The organism is Telluribacter sp., from assembly GCF_035998675.1.
GTDB lineage: Bacteria > Bacteroidota > Bacteroidia > Cytophagales > Spirosomataceae > Telluribacter.
Genome location: NZ_DASYHI010000024.1, coordinates 515,231 through 538,974, shown reverse-complemented (window position 1 = coordinate 538,974; position 23,744 = coordinate 515,231). Strand labels below are relative to the sequence as shown.

Here is a 23,744-nt window from a genome sequence, read left to right as displayed (position 1 = left end):
TAATAGATAAGTTAGATGGTTTAAATAATTCTTAATTCTTAATTAGTAGTGTACGAAGGAATTATTTTTGGTGCAAAAGTGGCCCCAGAGGGGCTAAACCTTAGTAGCAGATTAGCAAGTTGGAGAGATTTCAGCCCCGTAGGGGCGACACCCACCATTAAATGTGCCGCTGCCACGGTGGCCGCTCCTACGGAGCTTTTTGTACACTATTGATGCTATTTCTACTAAAGTATCGCCCCAATGGGGCTAAAATAAAATTCCTTCGTACACTACTGATTCTTAATTCTCTATAAATCTTCCTTATTCACGACCGCCTTCTTCGACAGGAAGATCTGCATACCGACAAAGAAGCTGCGGTAACTCTGTGGCCCTACGGCGTAGCGTGAAGTACCATCGGCGGTGTAGCGGTAGGTGAATACGTTGCGGGTGTTGAGCAGGTTGTCCACAGCCACATAAAAGACGGTAAAGTTGCCTTTGATGCTCGTAAGCTTGCTGGCCGTAAAGCTGACGTTATGTACCGCCGGGGTGCGGTCGGCCAGGAAGTTTTCGTGGTTGGGGTTGTAGTAGGGACGGCCGCTGGTGTAGGCGTAGGTAAAGCCCGCACTGGTTTTAAGTTTGTCGAACCAGCGCTTCGCCACCAGGCTTACGTTATGGTTGGAGGCAAAGGTAGGGGTAGCCAGTACCTCATGCTGTTGAAACAGCCGCCGGGTATCCACGTAGCTGTACGTAACCCAGTAGTCGAGGCCCTTAACGGTTTTCTGGTCGCGCCAGAACACATCAAAGCCCTGCGCGTAGCCGTAGCCGGTGTTGTCGGTGCGCCCCCGGGGGAAGCGGTACGGATCAGCATCAAAGGTACGTCCGGTATGTTCCCGCACCAGCTGCGCGTAGTTTTTGTAAAAAGTCTCCGCCCGGAACGTCCGTCCGTTCCGCATCACCTGGTAGTTCAGGAGCAGGTGGTCGGCGCGCTCGAAGCCAAGGTTCTGGTTGAGGTACAGGTAGCGGTAGTCAGGATTCTGATAAAATTGCCCCGCCGCCAGCGACACCTGGCTGTAAGTACCCGTTTTGTAGGCAAAGGAAAGGCGCGGTGCCAGATTAAACCGGTTCAGCAGGGACGAGTACTCGGCACGTACGCCCACGCGTCCGGCCAGCTGGCGGCTCAGGTAGATTTCGGTTTCGGCAAAAGCGGCGGCGTAGCGGTCGTGCAGGGCGAAGGTACTACCTCCGTAGCCGTTCTGTAAGTTGATGGCGTGTACCTCCGCCCCGAAGAGTAGAGAATTATTACCCCCGAAAAGCCGCGTCACCACCGCCCGTGCCTGGGTACGCTCGTCGAGCCGGTCCATAGCTACGGCATCAAACGCCATGTCGTCCTGATTGCGGCTGTATGAGAAACCGGAGTTAAGCAGCCACCTGCCCTCGTCCCAGCTGTCGGTGTAGGTACTGGTCATGAAGGCATTCCGATTGTTCAGATCGAGGCGGTTCTTTCTGCTCTCACCGCCGGGTATGGAGGTACCGGGTACTACCGTATTCATACTCAGGTGGCTGCCCGAGTACATGCCGTACACTTTCAGCAGACCGGTGGAAGAGGTTTTGAGGCGATAAGTCAGCGATGAACCCACAAACTCCGGCTCGTGCTGCCATTCGATGTTCTGCCGCACCAGCGCGAAAAGCGGCTTTAAATTACCATAGTACCCCACCACCGACACCGACTGCTTCTGGGTGGCGTAGTCGTAGTTGAGACCCGCGCTGGCCAGGTTCAGGCTCACGCCCAAGCCGTTGTTGCTGGTTTTGTCGGTCGTATTCAGCAGCAGTACCGACGACAGCGCCTGACCGTACTGCGCCGAGTACCCACCCGTACTGAACGAAGTACCTTTGAACATGAAGGGATTGAACCGTCCCCGCTGCTGCACGTCAGGTACTGAGCTGAAGAAGGGGTTCTGGACAATCATGCCGTCAATGACTACCTTGGTTTCCTGCCCCGAGCCGCCGCGAACGAACAGCCCTTCCTGCTCACCTACCCGCTGGGCACCCGGCAGCAGTTGCATGGCCCCTGTTATGTCGGCGGCGGCCCCGGCCGTAGTGACTATGTCAATGGGCTTGAGCATAGCCATGCGTTTTTCGTCCGAGGCCTCAAAGGCTCCCGCCGTAATAACCACGGTATTCAACTCATTAGCCAGTTCTTCCAGCTTTATGGTAAGTACTATTTCCTTTTGGCTAAGCGCTACCTTTCTTTCGAAAGATTCGTAGCCCATGTAGCTGACGGCCAGCGTGGCCGTATCTTTCTCAAAAGTTTTAAGGCTGAATCGGCCGAGCGTATCCGTGGAAGCACCGTCGTAGGTACCTTTCAGGAATACATTGGCTCCGGGCAGAGCGTGGCCTTTTTTGTCGGTTACCTTGCCGCTGAGGAGGGTCTGGGCCTGGGCAGTGGTAGTAAGTAAGAAGAGTAAAAAGTAAAGAGGCTTCATGGCTAATAGCTTTTTGTTGTTGACACAAAACTATCAGCTATGAAGCCCCTGGGGTAGCTATTTCAGACGAACCGCCGCTAACGACGGAGTGAATTTTGGAATTTGAGGGATGAAGTACCTCAATACCCCACCGTATTATCAGGTACTACCGGACGGGTAGCGGAGGTACTGCCGTCGCCAAAACGGCTTTTTGCTTCTTCCAGCATAGCGATGGTAGCGGTGGCCCCTACGCGCGTAACGCCCCACTCCCGCACCTTCAGCAGGTCGTCGAGGGTACGTACGCCACCGGCGGCTTTTACCTGTACCTCCGGAGCGCTGTGCCGGCGCATTAGTTTCAGGTCGTGTTCGGTGGCTCCGTCGTAGGAGTACCTGCCGTCGGTCCCCTTCACGAAGCCGTAGCCGGTGGAGGTTTTGACAAAGTCGGCGCCCGCTTCGCTGCAAATTTCGCACAGCTTTATTTTATAAGAATCGTCGGGCAGGTAGTCGTTTTCAAAAATAACTTTCACAATAGCGCCCTCCCGATGGCAGGTTTCGGTTACGGCCCTGATTTCCTGCCTGACGTACTCCCAATCCTGCTGAAGTACCTTCCCGATGTTTACTACCATGTCTATTTCGGTGGCGCCGTCGCGGCAAGCCTGTAGGGTTTCGGCGACTTTGGTACTAACCAGACTGTTGCCGTGCGGAAAGCCAATGACCGTACCTACCAGTACATCCGAGCCCGCGAGCCATTTGGTTGCTGCTGCTACGGCATACGGCTTGATACATACCGAGGCTACTCCATACTGCCGGGCAATGTCGCAGCCCTGCCGCAGGTCGGTGTCGGTCATGGTGGGGTGCAGCAGGGAGTGGTCAATCATTTTGGCCAGTTGGTTGATTATATCCATAGTGGTACCTCCTGAGAGGGCTGATTGGGAAAGATAAGTTTTTAGACTATTGATGATGAATGAATACTACTGAAAATTACTGATGGTGTATTGCTCGGTGTTGCAGTACAGGTGACTGTACACGTAGTAGTCGGGACGACTGGTATGGTAGCGACGATATAGCTGTACCAGCGGCGTCAGCGGCTTCACCTTCAGCAGAAAAGCCGTCACCTCGTCGGCCGTTACGGCCCGGATATCCTGCTCAATATTGGTAATCTCGGTCTGGTAGTTCAGGCTCAATGTTTTGAACAGTGACCCGTCAACAAATGGGCTCTCACAAAAATCTATCAGGCCCATCTGGGGCAGGTAGGTATATTCAATCATGATTGGTTCATCATTCACGAACCGTACCCGCTCCAGCGTCACACAGCCCGCCTGCTGCTCCTCCTGGCTTAGCGCATAAAAAAACCGGTCGGGCCAGGCCATAACCGTTGGGGCACGTAGGGTCATGGTCTTTACCTGGTGCTCAGCGCCCACTACTTCCGAAAAACCCTTGAACGACAGCAATCCCAATGACTTGCGCGTAGCGCTTACAATACTACCCTTTCCTTTGACCTTCCGAATGTAGCCCTCGTTGGCCAGTTCGGTCAGCGCCCGCCGCACGGTCATCCGGGCAATCCGGTGCTGACTCCCCAGTTCATTTTCCGAAGGCAGCAAATCCCCTTCTTTGTAATGCCCGGATTGAATCTGGCTTTTAAGCTGCGTGTACAACCGCTGGTAGTGTGTTATTTCCATCCGGATTGGTTGTGAGAACAGAGTACTTGTCTATACAGGACGGATAGTCCTGCGGGCTTTACTTTTACCAAAAGATTTAACATCAAGCTTATTCTCATTCAAAAGTGCAACTCACGCTGAGTTTACTGTACTTAATGGAGCTTTTAATCTTTTTTCGACAGAAGCTTGTCTATTCAGATGAGGCCAGGGACTGACTGCGGACAAACGGAATCTCAATGGTTACTTCCAGCCCCTTTCCGGGCGATGAAAACCAGGCAATCCGGCCTCCCAGAACAGTAACCCGCGACTCGATATTGCCCAACCCCAGTCCTTTGCTGGCTTTGGTATAATCAAAGCCTTTCCCATTGTCACCGTAGAAGAAAGAAATGGTATTGCCCGATGGGACTACCGAAATTGTGATTTCGTTGGCGTTGGCGTGTTTGAGCGTGTTATTAAGTAGTTCCTGCGTAATGCGGTATAACCCTATCTGCAGGTCGTCCGGAAGCGTAGTGGGCAGGTTGCGGCATTCAAACGACACCCGTACCTGATCCGAGGCGTTTATTTTGCCGATTAATTCTTCTATGGCAGCGGCATAGCCATACTGCTCTAGCGTCCTTGGATTTAGCTCCCGCAGCAGACGCCGGATGTCAATCATTGAAATAGTGATAATATCAAAGGCCTCCTGCTTGATGCGCTGGGCCTCAGTATTTTCCTTCAGGAAGCCCGTCAGGGAAGAAAGGTACAGCTTGAGCGTAGCCAGCCTGGAACCTACCTCGTCGTGCAGATCCTGCGCAATATTTTTCCGCTCCTGCTCCTGGGCTTCCAGCACTATCTTGAGGCGCTCCTGTTGCTGCCGGTTCAGGCGCCGCAGGCGCCCCTGTACAATGACATAGGTACCACCCGCCACCACCAGAATATAAAACGCCGAGAACCACCACGTGCGCCAGAAGGGGGGCTTGATGACGATCAGGAGCTGACGTTCCTGCCCGTTCCATACCTGGTCGCGGTTGGCGGCTTTGACCTTGAACAGGTAGCGGCCCGGCGTCAGGTTGGCGTACCGGACGTAGGTGCGGTCACCGGCGTTGACCCAACCTTCGTCCTGGCCTTCGAGATAGTACTGGTAAAAATTCCGGCCATTGCTGTAGTAGTCAATGGACGCAAACTCGAGTGAGATGGTATTCTGGTCGTGCTGCAGATAAATAATGTTCTTTTCGTTGATGTAGCCGTTAGAACCGTAGGGTTCTTCATTAATCCGGAAGTTGTGGAAGTACACGTGCGGGCGGTACGACAGCTTTCGAAACTGGCTCGGATAAAAATAGTTAACCCCGTTGACGCCCCCGAAGTAGCACTCGTTTCGGGACGACAGCATGAAGGCGTTGCCGTTATACTCGTAGCCCTGCAGGCCATCGGACAGGTTATAGTTGCCGACTATACCCGTAGGTACCTCCAGGCTGGAAATACCGTGGTTGGTACTCAAAAACAGCTGGTCGCCGGGACACACGACTACCCCATAGATATAGGTACTGGCCAGCCCATCTTTTTCATTGTACAGGCGGTAGTCTTCCTTGGTTTTATCAAAAGAAACGAGGCCCTTCTCGGTGGCGATCCAGAGGATGTTCCGCTTGGTGTCCTCCTGAATGGCATTGATATTGAAATCGTGGAGGCCTTCGAATACTTTCACCCACTTTCCCTGGGAAATACGGTACCCGTACAAGCCTTCAAAGTAGGAACCCAGCCAAAGGGTACCTTCCTTATCCAGGTAGGTAGCAAATATATTGCGGTCCCTGAGGAGTGGTACACGTTCATACTGCTCCTTTATTGGGTCAAACAGCCACATTCCCAGCGGCGTACCTATCAGGAGTTTTCCGGTGGGGAGTTCCAGAATATTACGGACATAGGTACGGCTTCCTTCGTCCGAATCGAAAAGAAACTTCCTGAACTCTTTTTTCTCCGCGTCAAACTGCATGATACCCCCGTAGGTACCCACCCACATCCGCTGCTTCCGGTCCCGGAAAATAGTCTTCAGAATATTATGCTCTTTGGTAAAGTACCGCTCCTGAATCAGGCCCGACTTCCGGTCAAAGATATCCAGCCCTCCTTCGGTACCCAGCCAGATCCGCCCCTGGGCGTCCTCGCCGATACACCGGACCGACGGGTCGCTCAGGTTTCGCTGGGGCTGCCCGGGATTGGCCTGACCCAAGTACCCAAACATAGACGCGTTGGGTACTATCTTGAGCAGGCCATCCGGATCGGAATTGGCCCAGATAATGCCGGTGTTATCTACGTAAATCCGGTAAAACTCGTATTTCTTAAGACTCTCGGGCAGGTTAGGCCGGTACTGAAACTCCCGGAAGCGCTGGGTCTTTTTGTCGTAAATCCAGAGGCCATTGCGCTGGGTACCCAGCCAAAGCTGTCCGTTGTGGTCTTCGGAAAGGCTGAATACTACCCCCAGTTCTTCTTCTTCGGAGGCCCATTCGTGTTCCAGGTGTTTTTTCCGCTGGTGGTCAAAACGTACTATTCCGTGATCGGTACCTAACCAGGCTATATTTTGCTGGTCTATGATAAGGGAATATACATTCAGCGGGGGGCCGTACTTGTTGCGGGAATTGTTACTGAAGTAGTAATGGTAAGTCTGTGTCTTGATATCAAACCGTACAACTCCTTTGGGACCTAGCATCCAGATATCGCCGAAGGGGGTGCGGGTGGTCCAGTCAACGTAGTCAAAATCGCGGTTGAGGTGCGCGTAGGAGCCCAGCCGCCGCAGGCGGTTGGTTTTAAACTCATAGGCCATTATACCTTCGCCTTCCTGCGTAAACCACAGTTCGTTTTCATCCGCGTAGAAAGGCGAGGTACGTCTTTTCTGTTTGGAAGTACGTACCAGAAAAAACCGGTCCGTGAGGCGGTCGTAGCGGTTAAGACCCTCTTCAGAGCCAATCCAGATATCGCCTTTTTTATCTTCGACAATACCCGATACGTTCACCCCGTGGAAGGAGTACTTATTGCCGGCATCAGGTTTATAAACCCGGAAACGGTGGCCGTCAAAGCGGTTTACGCCGTCCAGGGTACCCAACCACAGAAAGCCTCTGGAATCCTTGAAAATATGGTAGGGTGAGCTCTGCGACAGGCCGTCTTTTACGGTAATACGCTGTACTTGCATAGACTGGCTGTACGCTACAAACGCGTACAGCCAGCACCACCCCAATACCAGGAGTTTTATGTTTTTTCTGTGTGGCAAAATAGTTAGTTAAAGCCCCTTATAGTTCTTCCAGAACCAAATTTTTCCACCGTACCTTTATTCCTCCTCCATCATGTATCTGCAAGGCAATGGCTCCTTCGCCGCGTCCTATTTTCTCATCCGTCAGGTCTACCATCGGTTGGCCGTTCAGCCAGGTCTGGACGTGGTCGCCGTTTACCCGTATGCGCATGGTGTTCCACTCGCCGTACTTCAGAATGTCTTCCTTTTCGGCAGGAATCTGAACCAGCCAGTTACGTCCGTACGATTCATAGATGCCGCCGGTATCGTGGTTGGGAGGAGCTACTTCCACCTGCCAGCCCGATACTTTGGTACCTTCAAAGGTAGAACGAAAAAATATTCCGCTATTGCCTTCCGACTCCTGCTTAAACTGCGCAGTAAGGTCAAAGTTTTTATAAAACTTGTCGGTAGCGAGGTAGCCGTAGCCTTTGTCGGGACCGCTTTCACAGACTAGTTCGCCTTTATCCACGTACCATTTTTCGGTACCAACTACCCGCCAGCCAGAAAGATTTTTCCCGTTAAACAGCTTCACCGGCTTTTTGGCCGGATCTTCTCCGCCGGGGCCGTTGCCTGCCACAGCCGCCATACTACCAGCTATTACCAGTATTACACAAACATACAACCATTTGCAATCTTTCATAAGTACTTATGTTAGTTAGTTATTGAATAGACTTTAACTATAAGGTAGAACATTCCTCTTCCTAACCAGTTTAGGGAGTGTAACAACACATAATAACTTATAATCAATTTTTAAAGTATGAAAAAGGTGAATTATTGGATGCGTTACGCTACCCGGCTGGTGGCGGTAACTTTACTGCTGAGTGCAGCAGGCTGTAAAAACGACGATGATGATGTTGCTCCCCAGTCGGTGTCGGATATCCTCATGGAAAACAACAACTTCAGCATCCTGCGGGCGGCGGTAGATCACGCTGGTATGACCGAAACCCTTCGTACTGGTAACGTCACAGTTTTTGCTCCGAACGATGATGCCTTCCGCGCCTCCGGCTATGCTAATGCCGCCGCAATCACGGCCGTACCGGCCAATACGGTACGGGATATCCTGCAGTACCACATAATTAACTCACGAAAAGCTTCTACGGACCTGGCCCAAGGTAATAATCAGGAAATGATGACCCTTGGCAATGGCACTACCTACGTAACCCGGAACAGCAGCGGAGTATCTATAAACGGAGCCCGTGTCATAACGGCTGACGTACAGGCTGATAACGGCGTTATTCATGTAATAGACCGGGTACTTATGCCACCCACCCAAAACCTGATGCAACTGGCCCAGAACAACAATAACCTGAGCTACCTGCTTGCTGCCGCAACCCGCGCGGCATCGACAAACCCCGCGGTTATGACGGCTCTGTCATCCAGTACGATGGCCTATACGGTGTTTGCTCCCAGCAACCAGGCTTTTATTGATGCGGGGTATCCGACAGTTGCGTCAATACAAGCCGCCAGTCCGGCCACACTGGCTGGTATTATAATGTACCATGTTGTACCGGGGCGGGTATTCTCAACCAACCTTGCCAATGGTAACGTAACTACAGCTGCCAACGCCCCCTTTGCGGTTGATATAAGCAATGGAGTAAAAATCACTGGTAGCGGAAATAAGGGTCAGGCGGCTACTGTTACCCAGGCCAATATGATGGCTACTAATGGTATAGTACATATTATTGATCGGGTACTTATGCCGGCTAACTAACAGTTAGCTACCCCTGTAAAGAAAAGCGTAGCATCTGGCGGATGCTACGCTTTTTTGCTAATAAATAGGCTGCAACCTGCTAATTTTGTCGGAACACTGAGCCACTTTCCATAGCGAAAACGTGGACATCCGTCAGGCGTGAAGAATTTATACGGATTCTGATTACATATAAATAAATAACATTCGTTCTTAGTCAGGAAATGAGAGCCACTACTAACCTAAAACCCCAATTGAATCTATGCAGAAATTAAACTACTTACTGCAAAAGGTAGCCCCATTGGTTGCAGTAGCCTTACTTTTCGGTTTAGCAGGCTGTAAAGAGGCTGACCAGGACGTGAAGCCTAAGACGGTAACTGACGTTTTTTTTGAAAATGAAGATTTTACCATTCTGCGCGCAGCCATCAAACACGCCGGACTGGGCGACGCTCTCAGAACCAGTACCCTTACGGTGTTTGCTCCGAACGACAACGCTTTTCAGGCATCCGGCTATGCCGACGCAGCGGCCATTACCGCTTTACCGGCGGCAGCGGTACGGCAGATACTTGAGTACCATATCATGGCTACGGCCATTAAAGCGGAAGATTTAGGTACAGGTACCAACCAGGAAGTACCTACGCTGACCAACGCTAAGGCATACATTACCAAAACCGCCACTGGTACTTCCATTAACGGAGCCCGGGTTATCGCTACCGACCTGAAGGCCGACAATGGCGTCATTCATGTCATAGATAAACTCATTATGCCCGCTACCCGTACCCTGCTGGAACTGGTTCAGGGAAATGAGCAGTATAGTTTTCTGGTAGCGGCCGCCACCCGCGCCGCCACGGCCAATCCGGCGGTACTGACCGCGCTCACTTCTGAAAATGCAGCTTATACCGTGTTTGTACCTACCAATAAGGCTTTCATGGATGCCGGATTTTCTACTGTAGCGTCTTTGCAGGCCGTTGGACCTACGGCTCTGGCCTCACTCATTTTATACCACACGGTACCGGGGCGTCTGTTTTCTACGAATCTGGCTACGGGCTCCATTACTACTGCTGCCAATAAACCCCTTCGCATAGACATAAACAACGGGCTGCGCGTATCCGGCCCCGGTAATATGGGCCAACCTGCCCTGGTAACCCGCGCCGACCTCCTGGCCAAAAACGGGGTCATACACGTGATTGACCGGCTGCTATTACCGTAAACTAAATACCTGCTTTAAAAAAGCGAAGCACAACAACTAGTGCTTCGCTTTTTTTGTTAAGCTATAATAAAAGGTAAGTGATTAATAAAACATAAGTGATTCGGCAGTAAGTAGTTTTATGAAATATAATAAATTGAAGGCCAGCTGGATGCGGTGGCTGCTGGTGAGCCTGATGGTACTATTGGCGGCTTTGTGGTGGATGGCTCAACGCGTAGAGTACCGAACCAGTGATGAGGAGCTGAGTAGTCGTTTTACATCTTTAGCCATTATTTCAAAAATTCATCGGTATCAGGTAGAAAAACGAACAGTCCGCTTCGTGGAATTCGGAGCCGACTCACTTCCGGTTACTATTCTGGTACACGGTGCGCCCAGTTCACTGAGCTTTTTTTCCCGGTTTTACGAAGACACCGCTCTGCTGCGGCGTACCATGCTCGTAGGCGTAGACCGCCCTGGCTATGGCTATTCTGACTTTGGCCAGTCGGTAACGTCCATCAGTGACCAGGCCCGGTACCTGCAGCCCCTCCTAGACCGCTACGCCGCCCAGGGGCGAAAGGTAGTACTGGCCGCTTCCTCGTACGGGGGAGCCGTAGTGGCCAAGGTCGCTATGAATAACCCTGACAAAGTATCGGGTATTCTGTTTGTGTCTTCATCGCTGGCTCCGGGTGAGGAATATACCTACCCCATCAGCTATGTGATTGACTCGCCCTGGCTGCGGTGGTTTTTCCCGACCCTGCTCCTGGTAGCCAATGACGAAAAACTCAGCCATCAGAAAGCCCTGGAAGATATCCAGGACGGCTGGGGCCGTATTCAATCAAAAGTCATTCTGCTGCACGGCAAGGCCGATGGTCTGATTTATTTTTCTAACGCTGAGTACGCTAAGAAACGCCTTGTCAATGCAGCTTCGCTAAAACTGGTTCCGCTGGAAGGAGTAGGACACACCATACTGTGGGACCGCCCTGACCTCATCCGTGAAAGCCTGCTGGAACTCGTTACTCCGCAAAAGCTTCGTGAGCTGGCCCAGCAGTAGTAGGGCACACGAAAAGTATACTTTGATCCATATACAAATAAAGCCCCGAACCAACCGGTCTGGGGCTCTGTGTAAATAGCGGGCTGCTATTCCCAGGCATTAGTACTGCTCGGTAGCAGCAAAGAAAAAGCTGCCTTCAATGCCGGCGTTTTCGTCGGAGTCGGAGCCGTGAATAGCGTTGGCTTCAATAGATTTGGCATAAAGCTTACGCACGGTACCTTCTTCCGCCTTGGAAGGATCGGTAGCCCCGATCAACGTACGGAAATCGGTAACGGCGTTTGATTTTTCGAGAATCATGGGCACGATAGCTCCGGATGACATGTAGCTGCACAGGTCGGCGTAGAAGGGACGCTCCTTGTGTACGGCATAAAAAAGGCCAGCCTGCTCGCTGGTCAGCCGCGTTTTTTTCATAGCTACAATCTTGAATCCTGCTTCTTCGATCATTTTGATGATAGCCCCGGTATGTCCGTCAGCCACGGCATCAGGCTTGATCATTGTGAAGGTTTTGTTACCTGACATAGTAAATGTAAAATTTTATTTGGGCGCAAAAATAAGCCAATTCTGTTATAATATCCTCACCAGTATCCTGTTTGACCCGAATTAGCCTTAATAAAATAAATAGTTGACAATCAGCGATTGAAGTGTTATCCTATCTAAATCTCAACACTTTTGTTAATTTTGTGCGCTTATGCGGGCTTATACTTTATTTATAAGAATACATTTACAGTGAATCAAGCGATTGACGCCTTACGCGCTCTTTTATCCCAACCCCAGCTTATCGTCATTACGATGCACCGCGACCCCGACGCCGACGCGCTGGGTTCATCGCTGGGCTGGGCACTCTATTTGCGGAGGCAGGGGCATCAGGTTACAGTAATAAGCCCTACCGACTACCCCGCTAACCTGCGCTGGCTGCCGGGGATGGAAACCGTACTGGTGTACGAAGAAAACGCGGCGTCCCGCAAAATCTGTCAGCAGCATATTGAGAAAGCCGACCTGATTTGTTGTCTGGACTTTTCGGCCCTGTCACGATTAAAAGACTTAGGTAAGCTGGTACAGGATGCCAAAGCGACCAAGCTGCTGGTGGACCACCACCTCGAGCCCGAGTCTTTTGCCGATCTGATGGTGTGGGATACCGGTGCAGCGGCTACCGCCCAGCTAATTTATCAAGTTATAAAAAAACTTGATCCTGCGCTCTTTGCAGACGCCCGCGATATACCCCTGGCCGAATGCCTGTACGCCGGTATCATGACCGACACGGGTTCGTTTCGGCACGCCAGTACTACCCCCGAAGTACACCTGGCCGTAGCCGACCTGATGCGCACGGGTTTTGAGATAAACCGGGTACATCGTTTGATCTTTGACAGCTCTCCCCTATCGCGGTTACAGCTGCTGGGGCACGCCCTGTCCAAGATTCACGTGCTGCACGAGTACCGTACCTCCTACATGACCCTTACCGCCGCCGACCTGGAGTTGTATACTTCCAGTGCCGGCGATACCGATGGTTTAGTCAACTACGGACTGCAGGTCGAGGATGTGGTTATGACCGCCCTGTTCGTTGAACGCAGGGGAGAAGTAAAGATTTCGTTCCGATCGGCGGGTGACTTTTCGGTACGTGACCTGGCCCATGCTCACTTCGGCGGGGGCGGGCACAAAAACGCGTCAGGAGGGCGCACCAGTCTGTCGCTGGCCGAAACAGTTCAACGGTTTCTGGCCGTATTGCCGGAGTACCAGTCGCGGCTGCAGAGTGTATAATTATTGATGAATAGCTGAGTAAGGAGACAAAAACCAGATTCTTAACGTTATACAACCTATTACTTAATTAGAGAAGAAATAAACAATTAATAATCCCCTTTTTTATAAAACAAAAACCAATGAATTTTAAGACAATCGGATTTGCGCTGGGTATAGGTATCCTGGCCGCCTCCTGCAACCAATACCGCACGCAGGTAACAGACAACGGCCTGAAGTACCAGCTCCACGAGCACGACGACGACGCCCGCCAAGCCAAACTAGGTGATATAATGACCTTCCATCTTGTCCTGAAAAACAGTACGGATTCGGTCCTTCGTGACACATACAAAGAAAACGCTCCGGTAAAACTGGTCCTGCAGCAGGCTCCTTTTAAAGGTAGCTTTGAAGAGGGACTGGCTATGCTGGCCAAAGGTGACAGCGCTACTTTCTACGTCAACGCCGATTCCCTTTTTGCCAAAATGATGCAGCCCATGCCTCCTATGATTAAGAAGGGTACGGACCTGGGCTTTACAGTAAAGGTACTTGAAGTACAGACCTCCGAAGAGTTCCAGAAAGAGCAGGCGGTACAGGGTGCCAAACAGAAAGGAGTTGATGAAAAAGTGATCGAGGAATACGTAGCCAAAAATAATATGCAGGGCAAAGTACAAAAAACCGAGTCGGGGCTACGTTATATAGTTCAGGAAGAAGGTACCGGGGCTACGCCTTCGCAGGGAGATGTAGTAAAGGTACACTATACCGGCAAACTCCTGGATGGTACCGTTTTTGACAGCTCCCGCGAGAATCCTCAAACCAACGGCCAGCCCATTGATTTTCAGGTAGGTGTAGGAATGGTTATTCCAGGTTGGGAAGAAGGTATCATGATGATGAAAAAAGGCGGCAAACGTACGCTTATTATTCCATCAGGGCTGGCCTACGGTCAGGAAGGCTCTCCCGGCGCTATTCCCCCCAGCTCCGTACTGCTGTTCGATGTTGAACTCGTTGACTTTTCAAAAGGAACCCCTAGAGGTAATACTCCGTAAGGATGAAAAAAATCAGTAATAAATCAGGATGGGTTGTAGCGCTGGGGGTTATCTTCGGCGCTACCCTGTTTGCGTGTGAGGAGCAAACCGATATTTTCAACAACGAAAAAAAGGCTCAGAACGACCAGGAAATACGGGCTTATCTGTCGCAGCAGGGTATATCGGCCCAGCGTACCGACGAGGGTCTCTTTTATCGGGTAGTATCTCCGGGTACCAGTGGTCAGAAAGCAGCAGTAGGCGACCAGATTCAGGTCAATTATACGCTTTCGCGGCTGGATGGGTACCTTGTCGACAGCAATGGTCGCAGTACACCCAAAACGGCTGTCTACGGAGCCAGCCGGTTGAATAATACCATCGGCCAGTCCATTCTGAACGACCAGGCCATGGTGATCCTTTTTGACCGTCTGGTCAAAGAAGGAGACTCGGTAACCCTTTTTGTTCCGTTTAATCTGGGGCTGGGTTCGACTGGTTCCCTTCAGCTGCCTGCTTACAGCCCCTACCGGCTGGATATGAAGGTACTGGCTATCCGGACAGAAAAAGAGCAACTGGATGAATACGCAAAAAAATACAACATCCAGACGGCCACTCCTACCGAAAGCGGCCTACGGTTCGGATTGGTAACGGCCCGGCCTGATTCGGCTTTGCTTAATGAAAGCAGTACCTACTCCGTGAAGTACACCGGCCGTCTGACGGATAACACCATATTTGATTCGGGTACTCTGGATGCAACCCTTAGCAGCAACAGTCTGGTCGCGGGCTTTACCGAAGGCCTGAAAAAGCTGCGGGTGGGTGAAAAAGCCAACTTCCTGTTCCCGTCTACCTTAGGGTATGGCCCGCAGGGTAAGGGTACTAATATTCCTCCCTACGCACCGCTTCATTTTGAGGTGGAAGTACTTCGAAAAAAATAGACGTAAACACAAGTACCCTAACGGCTGTTCCAGTTTCTGGAGTAGCCGTTTTTTTTATTCATTCTCTACTAATCTTTATGGAACTCTGCTTTGCTACCAACAATACCCATAAACTTACCGAAATACAGGCCCTGCTGGGTCAGGAATTTCAACTGCGGACCCTGCGGGACATAGGCTGCGACGAAGATATACCCGAAACCCACGACACGATTGCCGCCAACTCCCGCGAAAAAGCCGAATTAATCTGGGAGCAGTACCGCGTCAATGCCTTTGCCGACGACACCGGGCTTGAAGTATACGCGCTCGGGGGAGAACCGGGGGTGTACTCGGCCCGTTATGCCGGTCCCCAACGCAATGCCGACGACAACATGCAGTTGCTGTGGGAGCGGCTGGCCGACAAGCCCGACCGCCGGGCACGGTTTATTACGATAATCACGCTGGTACTGGACGGTCGGTACCATCAGTTTGAGGGAATGGTAGAAGGTACAATTATTCAGGAAAAACGGGGTACCCATGGCTTTGGCTACGATCCTATATTCGTCCCGGAAGGCCACAACCGGACCTTTGCCGAAATGAGCCTGAGCGAGAAAAGTAAGCTGAGCCACCGCGCCAGGGCGTTTGCCCGTTTGGCGGAATTTTTAAAAATCCAGAAGGAAGGCTGAGGCAGTCCTTTGTTTTCACTATTCTCATTATTGAACAAATTTCACCCGCAACTATGAATATACCTAACCCCGATGCTTTGAAGTACGATGGTACCCGTCCGTTAATTTTACAAAACACCAAAACCAAGCTCCAAAAGTTGTATTCTGACAAAAAGCAGTACAAGCAGCTGCTCACCGACTATATTCAGGAGATCGACGAGCTGCAAAGCATTATGTATGCCCACGACAGGTACGGGCTGCTGTTGATTTTTCAGGCGATGGATGCCGCCGGGAAAGACGGTACCATCAAGCACGTGCTGACCGGCGTGAACCCAATGGGAATAAAAGTACACCCCTTCAAGCGACCGACTGAAAACGAATTAGAACATGACTACCTGTGGAGGGCCAGTCAGTTGCTGCCGCAGCGCGGTATGATTGCTGTTTTTAACCGCAGCTACTACGAGGAAGTACTGGTGGTGAAGGTACATCCCGAAATTCTTATTCAGCAACAGCGGCTACCGGTAGAACTGACAACGGATCTGGAAAAGGTATGGGAACAGCGCTACCAGGATATAGTGAATTACGAAAGGTACCTCTACCACAATGGTATCCGGACGGTGAAGTTTTTTCTGAATGTATCGCGTCAGGAGCAGGCCACGCGGCTGATTAGCCGGATTGAAAACCAGGCAAAAAACTGGAAGTTTGAAGAGGGTGATGTAAAAGAACGTGAACACTGGGACCAGTACCAGCAAGCCTACGAAGACTGTATCAACGCCACGGCTACGGAAATAGCCCCCTGGTACGTGATTCCGGCCGACAATAAGAAAAATATGCGACTAATGGTAGGGGATATTGTAGTTAAAGAAATGAAAAAGCTGGATATGAGCTACCCGAAGGTAGACAAAGACCGTGGGAAAGAGCTGCACCAGTTTATTGAAGTTATTCAGTCGCAGGACAACATTCAAGAAATCGGGTAAAATATTCCCCTATAATGCAAAAAGAGCAGGCTCGGAAGCCCGCTCTTTTCAATAATTCTAATTAATTCTCTTACTAATTCAGCTTCATTAGCGAATTACAAAGTTTCCTCCACCAATCCGGTATCCTTCGGCATACAGTTCAACGCTGTATTTGCCCGGACGGAATTGCGAAGCATAGTCATAGATCATTTCAACGCGCTGGTTGTTGTTGGTAAAAGGTACAGTCTGACGGGCAGAAAACTTAGTTTCCTGGCCATCTACCTTGATTTCACCTGAACCGGTGGCGTCATCAGCCAATACAGCTCCTTCGGGGTCCAGCACACGTACGTAGATGTCCTTAGGCTCCTGACGGGTCAGGGAGTTTTCGGGCAGGTCAAACACCAGTTTGATCTTATCCACGCGCTTGGCTTTGTAGGCGTCGTTGTCGCGGGTCTTACCCTTCGACGTAACCGCCAGTACTTTCAGGTTCTGTGCTTTCAAAGCAGCCGCTCTGTTTACTTTCTCGGTCAGGTCACGGTTTTCGGTAGTGAACAGGCTAACTGTATCAGCCAGCTCTGTCTGGCGTTGTACCAGTCGCTCACGCTCCGACCGTAATGAACCTACCTGCGTGTTCAAAGTATCGTTTGAAGCCATCAGCATCTGATTCTCTTCGCGCAGCTGAGCAATTTCCACGTCCTTTTCGTTCAGGAACTTCTCATACTGCTTGATCTTCGTCAGGTACTTGGAAGTTTCTACCCGCTTAGTCTTCGTAAATGCAACTTTATCGGCTTCCAGTTCAGCTTTCACCCGGTTTAGCTCTTCTACGTCACCGCCTAGTCTTTCTACTTCGGCAATTTTAGCATCCAATGCTCTTGACACGGAGTCAAGCTTAGTTTGTGTGGAAGCCAAGTCCTTGGCTCTCGATACGATTTCCGTTTCTTGTTGTGTTAATTCCTGCTTTTGCTGTACAAACAGGTAGCCGAATATACTTGTCGCAATAGCCAAAATAGCTACTACCGCCCAAGCCGCACTTTGCTTCTTCTTTTGCTCGTTTTGCATAATACCAATTGTTTAGGTTGAACATAGTTTAGAAAAAGCGTACATGTTTCTCTCACAAGCCTTTGTTGGTTGGTTACGGTGAAGGAACGGCACCTTCTGACACATTATTGTAAAAAAAGTTTTCTATTTATTTAACGTATAAATTTCGTGCCGCCTCTTCATATTTGTCTCCTGAGGTCCATTGAGGAGCCGTAGGGCGGTCAGCAATAAGGCGGGTGGCATAGGTATAAGCCTGCGAAAATTTAAGTAAATAACCAAAATCAACCGTGTCCGGGTTATCCGATGCCTGGTGATAATACTTCATAAGATCCTGGTCAAACTTGCGGAAACCGGGAGCAAACGTAGGAGCAGGAATACCTTTCAGCGCAAAGTTTACGTTGTCAGACCGGTCAAACAGCCCCTGCTCCGGTGAGGGGTCTGCCACTACATCCAGGCCAAACGCTTTGGCCGCCACTTCTATCTCCGACCGGGCTCCCGTACGATTCAAACCAATTACCGACACAGCACTGGTGTCGTTGTAGCCGGCGCCGTCGGAGTTCAGGTTAAAGATACATTTGTTAAGTGGTAACAATGGGTTACTTGCGTAATAACGACTTCCCAGCAGCCCTAATTCCTCTCCTGTTACTGCTACGATGAGTACTGACCGCTTTGGGGGGGTCTTAGCCAGTGCCTCCGCAGCGGATAACAGAGCCACGCAGCCAAAGGCATTGTCACGGGCGCCATTAAAGATGCTGTCCCCGGCAGTATAAGGTTGCCCTCCCTGCTTACCTACACCTACGTGGTCGTAGTGGGCGGTCAGCAGAATATATTCGTCTTTTAATTTGGGATCACTTCCTTCAATGTAAGCGGCTACGTTGTGACTCACGATTGGCTCGCTTTTGCGCCCCTCCGTACTAAGCCGGAAGCTGGTAGCCGAGCGTAGTAATTTGGTCAATTTGGCTTCCTTGCCATTGACCCAAAGGTGCGGCAGCGAAGGCGAGGTACCAGCGGTAGTGTTCTGGGACAGGGCTATCTGTTCGCCGGCAAAGTACTTGTTCACCATATTCCAGGGAATGGTGGCATTAAAAAGCTCCACTACAGCTACCGCTCCCCTGGCGGCGGCTATTTGTCGTTTTTGGGTAGAAGTTGCAATAATCTCGGCGGGAGTCTGGTTTTCGGGGGAGCCGCTCTGTACCAGCACTACCTTTCCTTTTACATCAAGGCCTTTGTAGTCTTCCCAGCCTTTGGCGGCATCTTCCAGACCGTACCCGGCATACACCACCGGTGCCGACACGGTGCCTGCATCGCCCGCCATCAGCATCCAGTCGTCGCCGTTGCGGAGGGTTTCATTGTTGACGGTTAGTTCGCCTTTCCCACTGGCCCCTACCTTATTGAGTGGTACGGCCTGATAGTAGGTACTTTGTCCGGGTACGGGAGTAGCTCCGTACTTACGAAACTGCTCGGCCAGGTACCGGGCGGCTACCCGGTTGCCCATTTCGCCGGTACGGCGGCCCATCAGTTCATCCGACGCCAGAAAGCGCAGGTGAGCTTCGGCCACGTCCCTGGAAAGACTAAATACCGGCAGTTCCTTCGGCTGCTGGGCGAAAGAGGAGAGCGATAGTACTAAGCTGAGTCCGGTCAGGAGAATAGTTCGACGCATAGTCAGGCTGGGTTAAAGTTATAGAGTAGTAGTGCTGGTGTAATCACAAAATTTCGCCCCGAATGGCAAACGGTTTCCGCTCGGCTATGGCCAGCTCCTGAAAACCTTTGATTTGGTACGACAGTACCCGCCAGGTACCTCCTACCTGCCCGCTACGCAACAGAAGCGTTTTTTCTGACTGGTACAATCTGTTTTCCGTAAATATCCGGGCTTCTATTTCTTCGGGGTTTCCGTCGAAGGTATTAAGCTTTACCCGCAGGTACCTGACCGGCAGGTCCTCCTCCTTCCGTACGCGGTATTCGTAGGTTAGGGAGTCAGGGCGGGTGGTAAGGTAGCTAAGCCTATAGGCGGGCTTATTGATATCGGCCTGCAGGAACAACTCCAGCTCCCGGGCCCAGTCCACTTCCTGGGTAGTCCGCTGCTCCTTTTCGCCGTCTACCTGCATAGCTTTGGTTACGGCCGGGCGCTGCTGAGAAAGCAACTCAATTTGTCCGGCCACAAATCCGGCCACATCATAGTACACCTTCGGCTGCTGCTGCTGGCTGGTACCGGGCGACTGGCAGGCGGAAATAAGGACTGTAAAAAGGAAAGCGGAGAGGTTGACTATTCTTTTCATTTTCAAAATAAAAAAGTCAGAGAGCCGTAGCGGCTCTCTGACACGGCTAACAAGAGTTAGTTCTCTATAGTTTATACTAAGCTTTCGCCCGTCATTTCGGCGGGTTTCGCCAGCCCCATTAAGTCCAGAATAGTCGGTGCAATGTCGGCCAGCTTTCCGTCTTTAATGCTACTATTGAACTCGTTATCAACCAGAATACAGGGAACCAGGTTCAGCGAATGGGCCGTGTTGGGGCTGCCGTCATCGTTGATCATGTAGTCGGAGTTGCCGTGGTCAGCAATGATAATAGAGGTGTAGCCGTGCTCAAGGCCCGTTGTCACTACGGCCTGGGTACAGGCATCGACCGTTTCGCAGGCTTTTATGGCCGCTTCAAACACACCCGTATGGCCTACCATATCCGGGTTGGCAAAGTTCAGACACACAAAGTCTACCTCTTCTTTTTCCAGCTCAGGTACAATAGCGTCGCGTATGTCATAGGCCGACATTTCGGGCTGAAGGTCATAGGTTGCTACTTTGGGCGACGGGCACAACAGGCGGGCTTCGCCTTCGAAAGGTTGCTCGCGCCCCCCCGAGAAGAAGAAGGTGACGTGTGGGTACTTCTCGGTCTCAGCGATGCGAATCTGCTTTTTACCGGCCTTTTCAAGGACCTCACCCAGCGTATTGTTCAAATTATCTTTATCAAAAATAACCTGAACCTTGGCAAACGTATCGTCGTAGTTGGTCATGGTAATATAGTACAGGTTCAGCTTATGCATATTCTGCTCAATGAAATCCTGCTGCGTCAGTGCCTGGGTAATTTCCCGGCCCCGGTCGGTCCGGAAGTTAAAGCAAAGTACTACGTCCCCTTCCTCTATACACGCTACGGGCGTACCGTCCGGATGTACCGCAATAATCGGGTTAATGAATTCATCGGTGGTACCTTCCTGGTAAGACTCCTTCACCGCTTCCAGCAGACTTTGGCTGCCGACGTGGCGGCCAACGCCATGTACCATGGCATCGTAAGCCAGCTTAACCCGTTCCCAGCGCTTGTCGCGGTCCATGGCGTAGTAGCGGCCGGTGATGCTGGCGATCTGGCCGGTGGTATTGTTCAGGTGCTGCTGCAACTCCGAAAGAAAGCCCAGGCCGCTGCGGGGGTCGGTGTCGCGGCCATCCGTAAAGGCGTGTACATATACCTGCGAAAGACCCGCACTCTGGGCAATACTGCACAAGCCTTTTACGTGATTTATATGGGAGTGAACGCCACCGTCCGACACCAAACCAATGAAGTGTACCTTCTTGTTGTTTGACCGGGCGTAGTCAAATGCTTCCTTTAGTGCGGGTTCCTGGGCTAAGGTACCCTCCTCCACGGCTTTATTCACCTTTACCAGATCCTGATATACCACCCGACCGGCTCCCAGGTTGGTATGACCTACCTCCGAGTTTCCCATTTGCCCGTCGGGCAGGCCTACGGCGAGTCCACTGGCGGCCAAACGGCTGTGGGGGTACTTTTCCAGCATACTCCTGTAAAAAGGTACATTGGCGGCATCTACGGCTGAACGCTCGGTTTGGGTAGCTATGCCCCACCCATCCATGATAATTAAGATTACTTTTTTGCTCATTTTTTACAATTGATGCTTTTCTACTAAAAAATCAAGGAAGTTTTGTCCACAGCGTTCTACTATTTCGTACACATCTTCAAATGCGGCAATATCTTCGTAATAAGGGTCCGGAACGGTAAGTACTTCACCGGCCAGCTGGTCAAATTCGCGGTACAGGTATAGTTGTCCTTCGGGAAAATAAAATCCGCTGCTGCGGTAGCTTACGTTACGGATGTCCTCAAAATTTGACTCATCCATAGCCAGTATGTAGTCAAACTGGTAGAAGTCGTCTCCGCTCAGCTTGCGGGCGCAGTGGGTGAGCTCCAGGCCCCGCTGCCGCGCAATCTGGCTTATGCGGCGGTCGGGCAATGTACCTATGTGGTAGGACGAAGTTCCGGCCGAGTCGCAGCGGATGGCATTCTGAAGTCCCCGCTTCTCAACCAGGTCCCTGAATACGCCCTCCGCTACGGGGGAACGGCAGATATTTCCTAAACAGACAAATAGTACGTTGATCACGTAGGGTTAATGTTTGCAGCAGATACTCAATTCCGGGGGCAAAGGTACTCCATATTACTCGCTTTTGCGGCTTTCAATGGGCTGATTGTTCTCATCCACAATAACGTACACATCTTCGGTGGGCTTTCGCATCAGGTACTTCTCACGGGCCCACTTTTCGAGCAGCTTCCTGTTTCCAAATACCTCGTCCCTTTCTTTCTTTACCTGGGTTATTTTTTCCTGATAGTACTCTTTTTCTTCTTCCAGCTCCTGCATCTTCTGGTAGTTCGACCACACCACCCTCACGTTATTATCATCTATGAAAAGAATCCAGACCAGCCATACGACAAAGCTGCCCGTGTAAAACTGGCGCAGCAACCGTAGCCAGCGGTACCATCTGCTATATGGGGATGTATCATTCATAGCTATAATGGACAAAAACCGGAGCACCAGGCTCCGGTTCGTAAAAAATAGTCGGGACAATCAAAACTTCAAACCAGGGAAGTAGGCGGTTTCACCCAGTTCCTCCTCAATGCGAAGCAGCTGGTTGTACTTGGCCATACGGTCCGAACGGGAAGCCGAACCGGTTTTGATTTGACCAGTGTTCAGCGCAACGGCCAAATCCGCGATGGTAGCATCTTCGGTTTCGCCGGAGCGGTGAGACATAACACTCTTATAACTATGGCGCTTCGCCAGATTCACAGCGTTGATCGTTTCGGTAAGCGAGCCAATCTGATTTACCTTTATCAGGATTGAATTGGCAATTTGCTGATCGATACCCTGCTGTAAACGCGTTACATTCGTTACGAACAAGTCGTCTCCTACCAGTTGACACTTACTTCCAACTGAGTCGGTCAGTGACTTCCAGCCATCCCAGTCGTCTTCGTCCATACCGTCTTCGATGGAGATAATAGGGTACTTGTTGACCCACTCGGTCCAGTAGCCGGCCATTTCAGCCGAACTTAGCTTACGTCCGTCTGATTTTTTGAAGTGGTAGGTACCGTTCTCGTAGAACTCGGACGTAGCGGCATCCATCGCGATGAATATCTCTTCGCCGGGCTTATAACCCGCTTTCTCGATAGCCTGGATTACGATTTCGATAGCTTCCTCGTTTGACTTGATATTAGGCGCAAATCCACCTTCGTCACCTACGTTAGTAGAGTACCCTTTGCTCTTCAGTACTTTCTTCAGCGTATGGAAAACCTCAACCCCCATGCGCAGAGACTGGGAGAAAGTGTCAGCCTTGGCCGGCATAATCATAAACTCCTGGAAGTCGATGGAGTTGTCGGCGTGGCTACCTCCGTTCAGGATATTCATCATCGGCACGGGCAGCGTGTTGGCGTTGGTACCACCCACGTACCGGAACAGCGACATACCCGCTTCCTGAGCGGCCGCTTTGGCTACTGCCAGCGACACCCCAAGTACGGCGTTAGCTCCCAGCTTACTTTTGTTAGGCGTACCATCCAGCTCGAGCATGATTTTGTCAATCAGGTTCTGCTCATATACAGACAAACCTATTAGCTCGGGATATATAATATCGTTAACGTTTTCTACGGCTTTTAAAACCCCTTTACCTACGTATACCTTGTCATCCTCATCACGAAGTTCGACCGCCTCGTGTTTTCCGGTTGAAGCACCCGAAGGTACAGCCGCCCGGCCCACAAAGCCATTCTCGGTACGAACGTCCACTTCTACGGTGGGATTTCCTCTTGAATCCAGGATTTGTCTTGCGTGTACTGACTGGATAGTACTCATGTGCAGCGTTGGGTTTGATTGAATTAATGGTTAATTTTAACAGCACAA

The 23,744-nt window shown here is 51.0% G+C and carries 21 protein-coding genes; 8 read left to right on the top strand and 13 right to left on the bottom strand.

From position 1 onward, the window contains the following. Positions 1 to 287 precede the first annotated feature (287 nt). From VGN67_RS24085 to VGN67_RS24065, 5 genes are all read right to left on the bottom strand, one after another. Complete coding sequence (locus VGN67_RS24085) at positions 288 to 2,462, bottom strand: TonB-dependent receptor (protein WP_327490061.1); 2,175 nt, start codon at positions 2,460 to 2,462, stop codon at positions 288 to 290. 119 nt (positions 2,463 to 2,581) lie between these two features. Beyond that, entirely contained in the window at positions 2,582 to 3,346 is a 765-nt protein-coding gene (gene deoC / locus VGN67_RS24080; RefSeq protein WP_327490059.1) for a deoxyribose-phosphate aldolase, read from the bottom strand. A 66-nt stretch (positions 3,347 to 3,412) separates the two neighbouring features. Further along, positions 3,413 to 4,120: a GntR family transcriptional regulator gene (locus tag VGN67_RS24075; RefSeq protein WP_327490057.1), complete on the bottom strand. Its 708-nt coding sequence runs from the start codon at positions 4,118 to 4,120 to the stop codon at positions 3,413 to 3,415. A 169-nt stretch (positions 4,121 to 4,289) separates the two neighbouring features. Continuing rightward, positions 4,290 to 7,256 carry a ligand-binding sensor domain-containing protein gene (locus tag VGN67_RS24070; RefSeq protein WP_327490055.1) on the bottom strand — a complete coding sequence of 989 codons (2,967 nt, stop codon included), beginning with the start codon at positions 7,254 to 7,256 and terminating at the stop codon, positions 4,290 to 4,292. A gap of 97 nt (positions 7,257 to 7,353) precedes the next feature. Then, positions 7,354 to 7,938: a DUF1080 domain-containing protein gene (locus VGN67_RS24065; protein ID WP_327490053.1), complete on the bottom strand. Its 585-nt coding sequence runs from the start codon at positions 7,936 to 7,938 to the stop codon at positions 7,354 to 7,356. 171 nt (positions 7,939 to 8,109) lie between these two features. Between VGN67_RS24065 and VGN67_RS24060 the strand changes: the two genes are divergently transcribed. The 3 genes from VGN67_RS24060 (at position 8,110) to VGN67_RS24050 (ending at position 11,276) form a co-directional block, all read left to right on the top strand. Beyond that, complete coding sequence (locus VGN67_RS24060; protein ID WP_327490051.1) at positions 8,110 to 9,063, top strand: fasciclin domain-containing protein; 954 nt, start codon at positions 8,110 to 8,112, stop codon at positions 9,061 to 9,063. Positions 9,064 to 9,301: 238 nt separating this feature from the next. Further along, on the top strand, positions 9,302 to 10,249 hold the full coding sequence (locus VGN67_RS24055; protein WP_327490049.1) for a fasciclin domain-containing protein: 948 nt from the start codon (positions 9,302 to 9,304) through the stop codon (positions 10,247 to 10,249). A gap of 118 nt (positions 10,250 to 10,367) precedes the next feature. Further along, positions 10,368 to 11,276, top strand: a complete 909-nt coding sequence (locus VGN67_RS24050) for an alpha/beta hydrolase (RefSeq protein ID WP_327490047.1) — start codon at positions 10,368 to 10,370, stop codon at positions 11,274 to 11,276. Positions 11,277 to 11,375: 99 nt separating this feature from the next. Here the strand turns inward: VGN67_RS24050 and VGN67_RS24045 are convergent, their stop codons facing one another. Next, complete coding sequence (locus VGN67_RS24045) at positions 11,376 to 11,795, bottom strand: nucleoside-diphosphate kinase (protein WP_327490045.1); 420 nt, start codon at positions 11,793 to 11,795, stop codon at positions 11,376 to 11,378. A 207-nt stretch (positions 11,796 to 12,002) separates the two neighbouring features. On the opposite strand from VGN67_RS24045, the gene VGN67_RS24040 reads away from it, so the two are divergent. From VGN67_RS24040 to VGN67_RS24020, 5 genes are all read left to right on the top strand, one after another. After that, positions 12,003 to 13,031 (top strand): bifunctional oligoribonuclease/PAP phosphatase NrnA, encoded by a 1,029-nt coding sequence (locus VGN67_RS24040; protein WP_327490043.1) that lies wholly within the window; start codon positions 12,003 to 12,005, stop codon positions 13,029 to 13,031. A 119-nt stretch (positions 13,032 to 13,150) separates the two neighbouring features. Further along, positions 13,151 to 14,050 carry an FKBP-type peptidyl-prolyl cis-trans isomerase gene (locus VGN67_RS24035; RefSeq protein WP_327490041.1) on the top strand — a complete coding sequence of 300 codons (900 nt, stop codon included), beginning with the start codon at positions 13,151 to 13,153 and terminating at the stop codon, positions 14,048 to 14,050. A gap of 2 nt (positions 14,051 to 14,052) precedes the next feature. Further along, entirely contained in the window at positions 14,053 to 14,958 is a 906-nt protein-coding gene (locus VGN67_RS24030; RefSeq protein ID WP_327490039.1) for an FKBP-type peptidyl-prolyl cis-trans isomerase, read from the top strand. Between the two features lie 77 nt (positions 14,959 to 15,035). Further along, a complete protein-coding gene (gene rdgB, locus VGN67_RS24025) occupies positions 15,036 to 15,620 on the top strand; it encodes an RdgB/HAM1 family non-canonical purine NTP pyrophosphatase (protein ID WP_327490037.1) in 585 nt (194 codons plus the stop codon). 53 nt (positions 15,621 to 15,673) lie between these two features. Beyond that, positions 15,674 to 16,576, top strand: a complete 903-nt coding sequence (locus VGN67_RS24020; RefSeq protein WP_327490035.1) for a PPK2 family polyphosphate kinase — start codon at positions 15,674 to 15,676, stop codon at positions 16,574 to 16,576. Between the two features lie 87 nt (positions 16,577 to 16,663). On the opposite strand, the gene VGN67_RS24015 is transcribed toward VGN67_RS24020, so the two are convergent. The 7 genes from VGN67_RS24015 to eno form a co-directional block, all read right to left on the bottom strand. After that, complete coding sequence (locus VGN67_RS24015; protein ID WP_327490033.1) at positions 16,664 to 17,614, bottom strand: hypothetical protein; 951 nt, start codon at positions 17,612 to 17,614, stop codon at positions 16,664 to 16,666. A 127-nt stretch (positions 17,615 to 17,741) separates the two neighbouring features. Next, positions 17,742 to 19,253 carry a M28 family peptidase gene (locus VGN67_RS24010; protein ID WP_327490031.1) on the bottom strand — a complete coding sequence of 504 codons (1,512 nt, stop codon included), beginning with the start codon at positions 19,251 to 19,253 and terminating at the stop codon, positions 17,742 to 17,744. A 43-nt stretch (positions 19,254 to 19,296) separates the two neighbouring features. Beyond that, complete coding sequence (locus VGN67_RS24005) at positions 19,297 to 19,869, bottom strand: hypothetical protein (protein WP_327490029.1); 573 nt, start codon at positions 19,867 to 19,869, stop codon at positions 19,297 to 19,299. A gap of 71 nt (positions 19,870 to 19,940) precedes the next feature. Continuing rightward, positions 19,941 to 21,467: a 2,3-bisphosphoglycerate-independent phosphoglycerate mutase gene (gpmI, locus tag VGN67_RS24000; protein ID WP_327490027.1), complete on the bottom strand. Its 1,527-nt coding sequence runs from the start codon at positions 21,465 to 21,467 to the stop codon at positions 19,941 to 19,943. Between the two features lie 3 nt (positions 21,468 to 21,470). Further along, the gene (locus VGN67_RS23995; RefSeq protein ID WP_327490025.1) at positions 21,471 to 21,962 is read right to left on the bottom strand and encodes a low molecular weight protein-tyrosine-phosphatase; all 492 of its coding nucleotides are present in this window, start codon (positions 21,960 to 21,962) and stop codon (positions 21,471 to 21,473) included. Between the two features lie 54 nt (positions 21,963 to 22,016). Beyond that, positions 22,017 to 22,364 carry an FtsB family cell division protein gene (locus VGN67_RS23990; protein WP_327490023.1) on the bottom strand — a complete coding sequence of 116 codons (348 nt, stop codon included), beginning with the start codon at positions 22,362 to 22,364 and terminating at the stop codon, positions 22,017 to 22,019. Positions 22,365 to 22,424: 60 nt separating this feature from the next. Next, the gene (gene eno, locus VGN67_RS23985) at positions 22,425 to 23,696 is read right to left on the bottom strand and encodes a phosphopyruvate hydratase (RefSeq protein ID WP_327490021.1); all 1,272 of its coding nucleotides are present in this window, start codon (positions 23,694 to 23,696) and stop codon (positions 22,425 to 22,427) included. Positions 23,697 to 23,744 lie beyond the last annotated feature (48 nt).

Excerpts from the sequence above, each read along its gene's own strand:
- VGN67_RS24085 (WP_327490061.1), bottom strand. The coding sequence starts at position 2,462 with ATGAAGCCTCTTTACTTTTTACTCTTCTTACTTACTACCACTGCCCAG.
- deoC (WP_327490059.1), bottom strand. The coding sequence starts at position 3,346 with ATGGATATAATCAACCAACTGGCCAAAATGATTGACCACTCCCTGCTG.
- VGN67_RS24075 (WP_327490057.1), bottom strand. The coding sequence starts at position 4,120 with ATGGAAATAACACACTACCAGCGGTTGTACACGCAGCTTAAAAGCCAG.
- VGN67_RS24070 (WP_327490055.1), bottom strand. The coding sequence starts at position 7,256 with ATGCAAGTACAGCGTATTACCGTAAAAGACGGCCTGTCGCAGAGCTCA.
- VGN67_RS24065 (WP_327490053.1), bottom strand. The coding sequence starts at position 7,938 with ATGGCGGCTGTGGCAGGCAACGGCCCCGGCGGAGAAGATCCGGCCAAA.
- VGN67_RS24060 (WP_327490051.1), top strand. The coding sequence starts at position 8,110 with ATGAAAAAGGTGAATTATTGGATGCGTTACGCTACCCGGCTGGTGGCG.
- VGN67_RS24055 (WP_327490049.1), top strand. The coding sequence starts at position 9,302 with ATGCAGAAATTAAACTACTTACTGCAAAAGGTAGCCCCATTGGTTGCA.
- VGN67_RS24050 (WP_327490047.1), top strand. The coding sequence starts at position 10,368 with ATGAAATATAATAAATTGAAGGCCAGCTGGATGCGGTGGCTGCTGGTG.
- VGN67_RS24045 (WP_327490045.1), bottom strand. The coding sequence starts at position 11,795 with ATGTCAGGTAACAAAACCTTCACAATGATCAAGCCTGATGCCGTGGCT.
- VGN67_RS24035 (WP_327490041.1), top strand. The coding sequence starts at position 13,151 with ATGAATTTTAAGACAATCGGATTTGCGCTGGGTATAGGTATCCTGGCC.
- VGN67_RS24030 (WP_327490039.1), top strand. The coding sequence starts at position 14,053 with ATGAAAAAAATCAGTAATAAATCAGGATGGGTTGTAGCGCTGGGGGTT.
- rdgB (WP_327490037.1), top strand. The coding sequence starts at position 15,036 with ATGGAACTCTGCTTTGCTACCAACAATACCCATAAACTTACCGAAATA.
- VGN67_RS24020 (WP_327490035.1), top strand. The coding sequence starts at position 15,674 with ATGAATATACCTAACCCCGATGCTTTGAAGTACGATGGTACCCGTCCG.
- VGN67_RS24015 (WP_327490033.1), bottom strand. The coding sequence starts at position 17,614 with ATGCAAAACGAGCAAAAGAAGAAGCAAAGTGCGGCTTGGGCGGTAGTA.
- VGN67_RS24010 (WP_327490031.1), bottom strand. The coding sequence starts at position 19,253 with ATGCGTCGAACTATTCTCCTGACCGGACTCAGCTTAGTACTATCGCTC.
- VGN67_RS24005 (WP_327490029.1), bottom strand. The coding sequence starts at position 19,869 with ATGAAAAGAATAGTCAACCTCTCCGCTTTCCTTTTTACAGTCCTTATT.
- gpmI (WP_327490027.1), bottom strand. The coding sequence starts at position 21,467 with ATGAGCAAAAAAGTAATCTTAATTATCATGGATGGGTGGGGCATAGCT.
- VGN67_RS23990 (WP_327490023.1), bottom strand. The coding sequence starts at position 22,364 with ATGAATGATACATCCCCATATAGCAGATGGTACCGCTGGCTACGGTTG.
- eno (WP_327490021.1), bottom strand. The coding sequence starts at position 23,696 with ATGAGTACTATCCAGTCAGTACACGCAAGACAAATCCTGGATTCAAGA.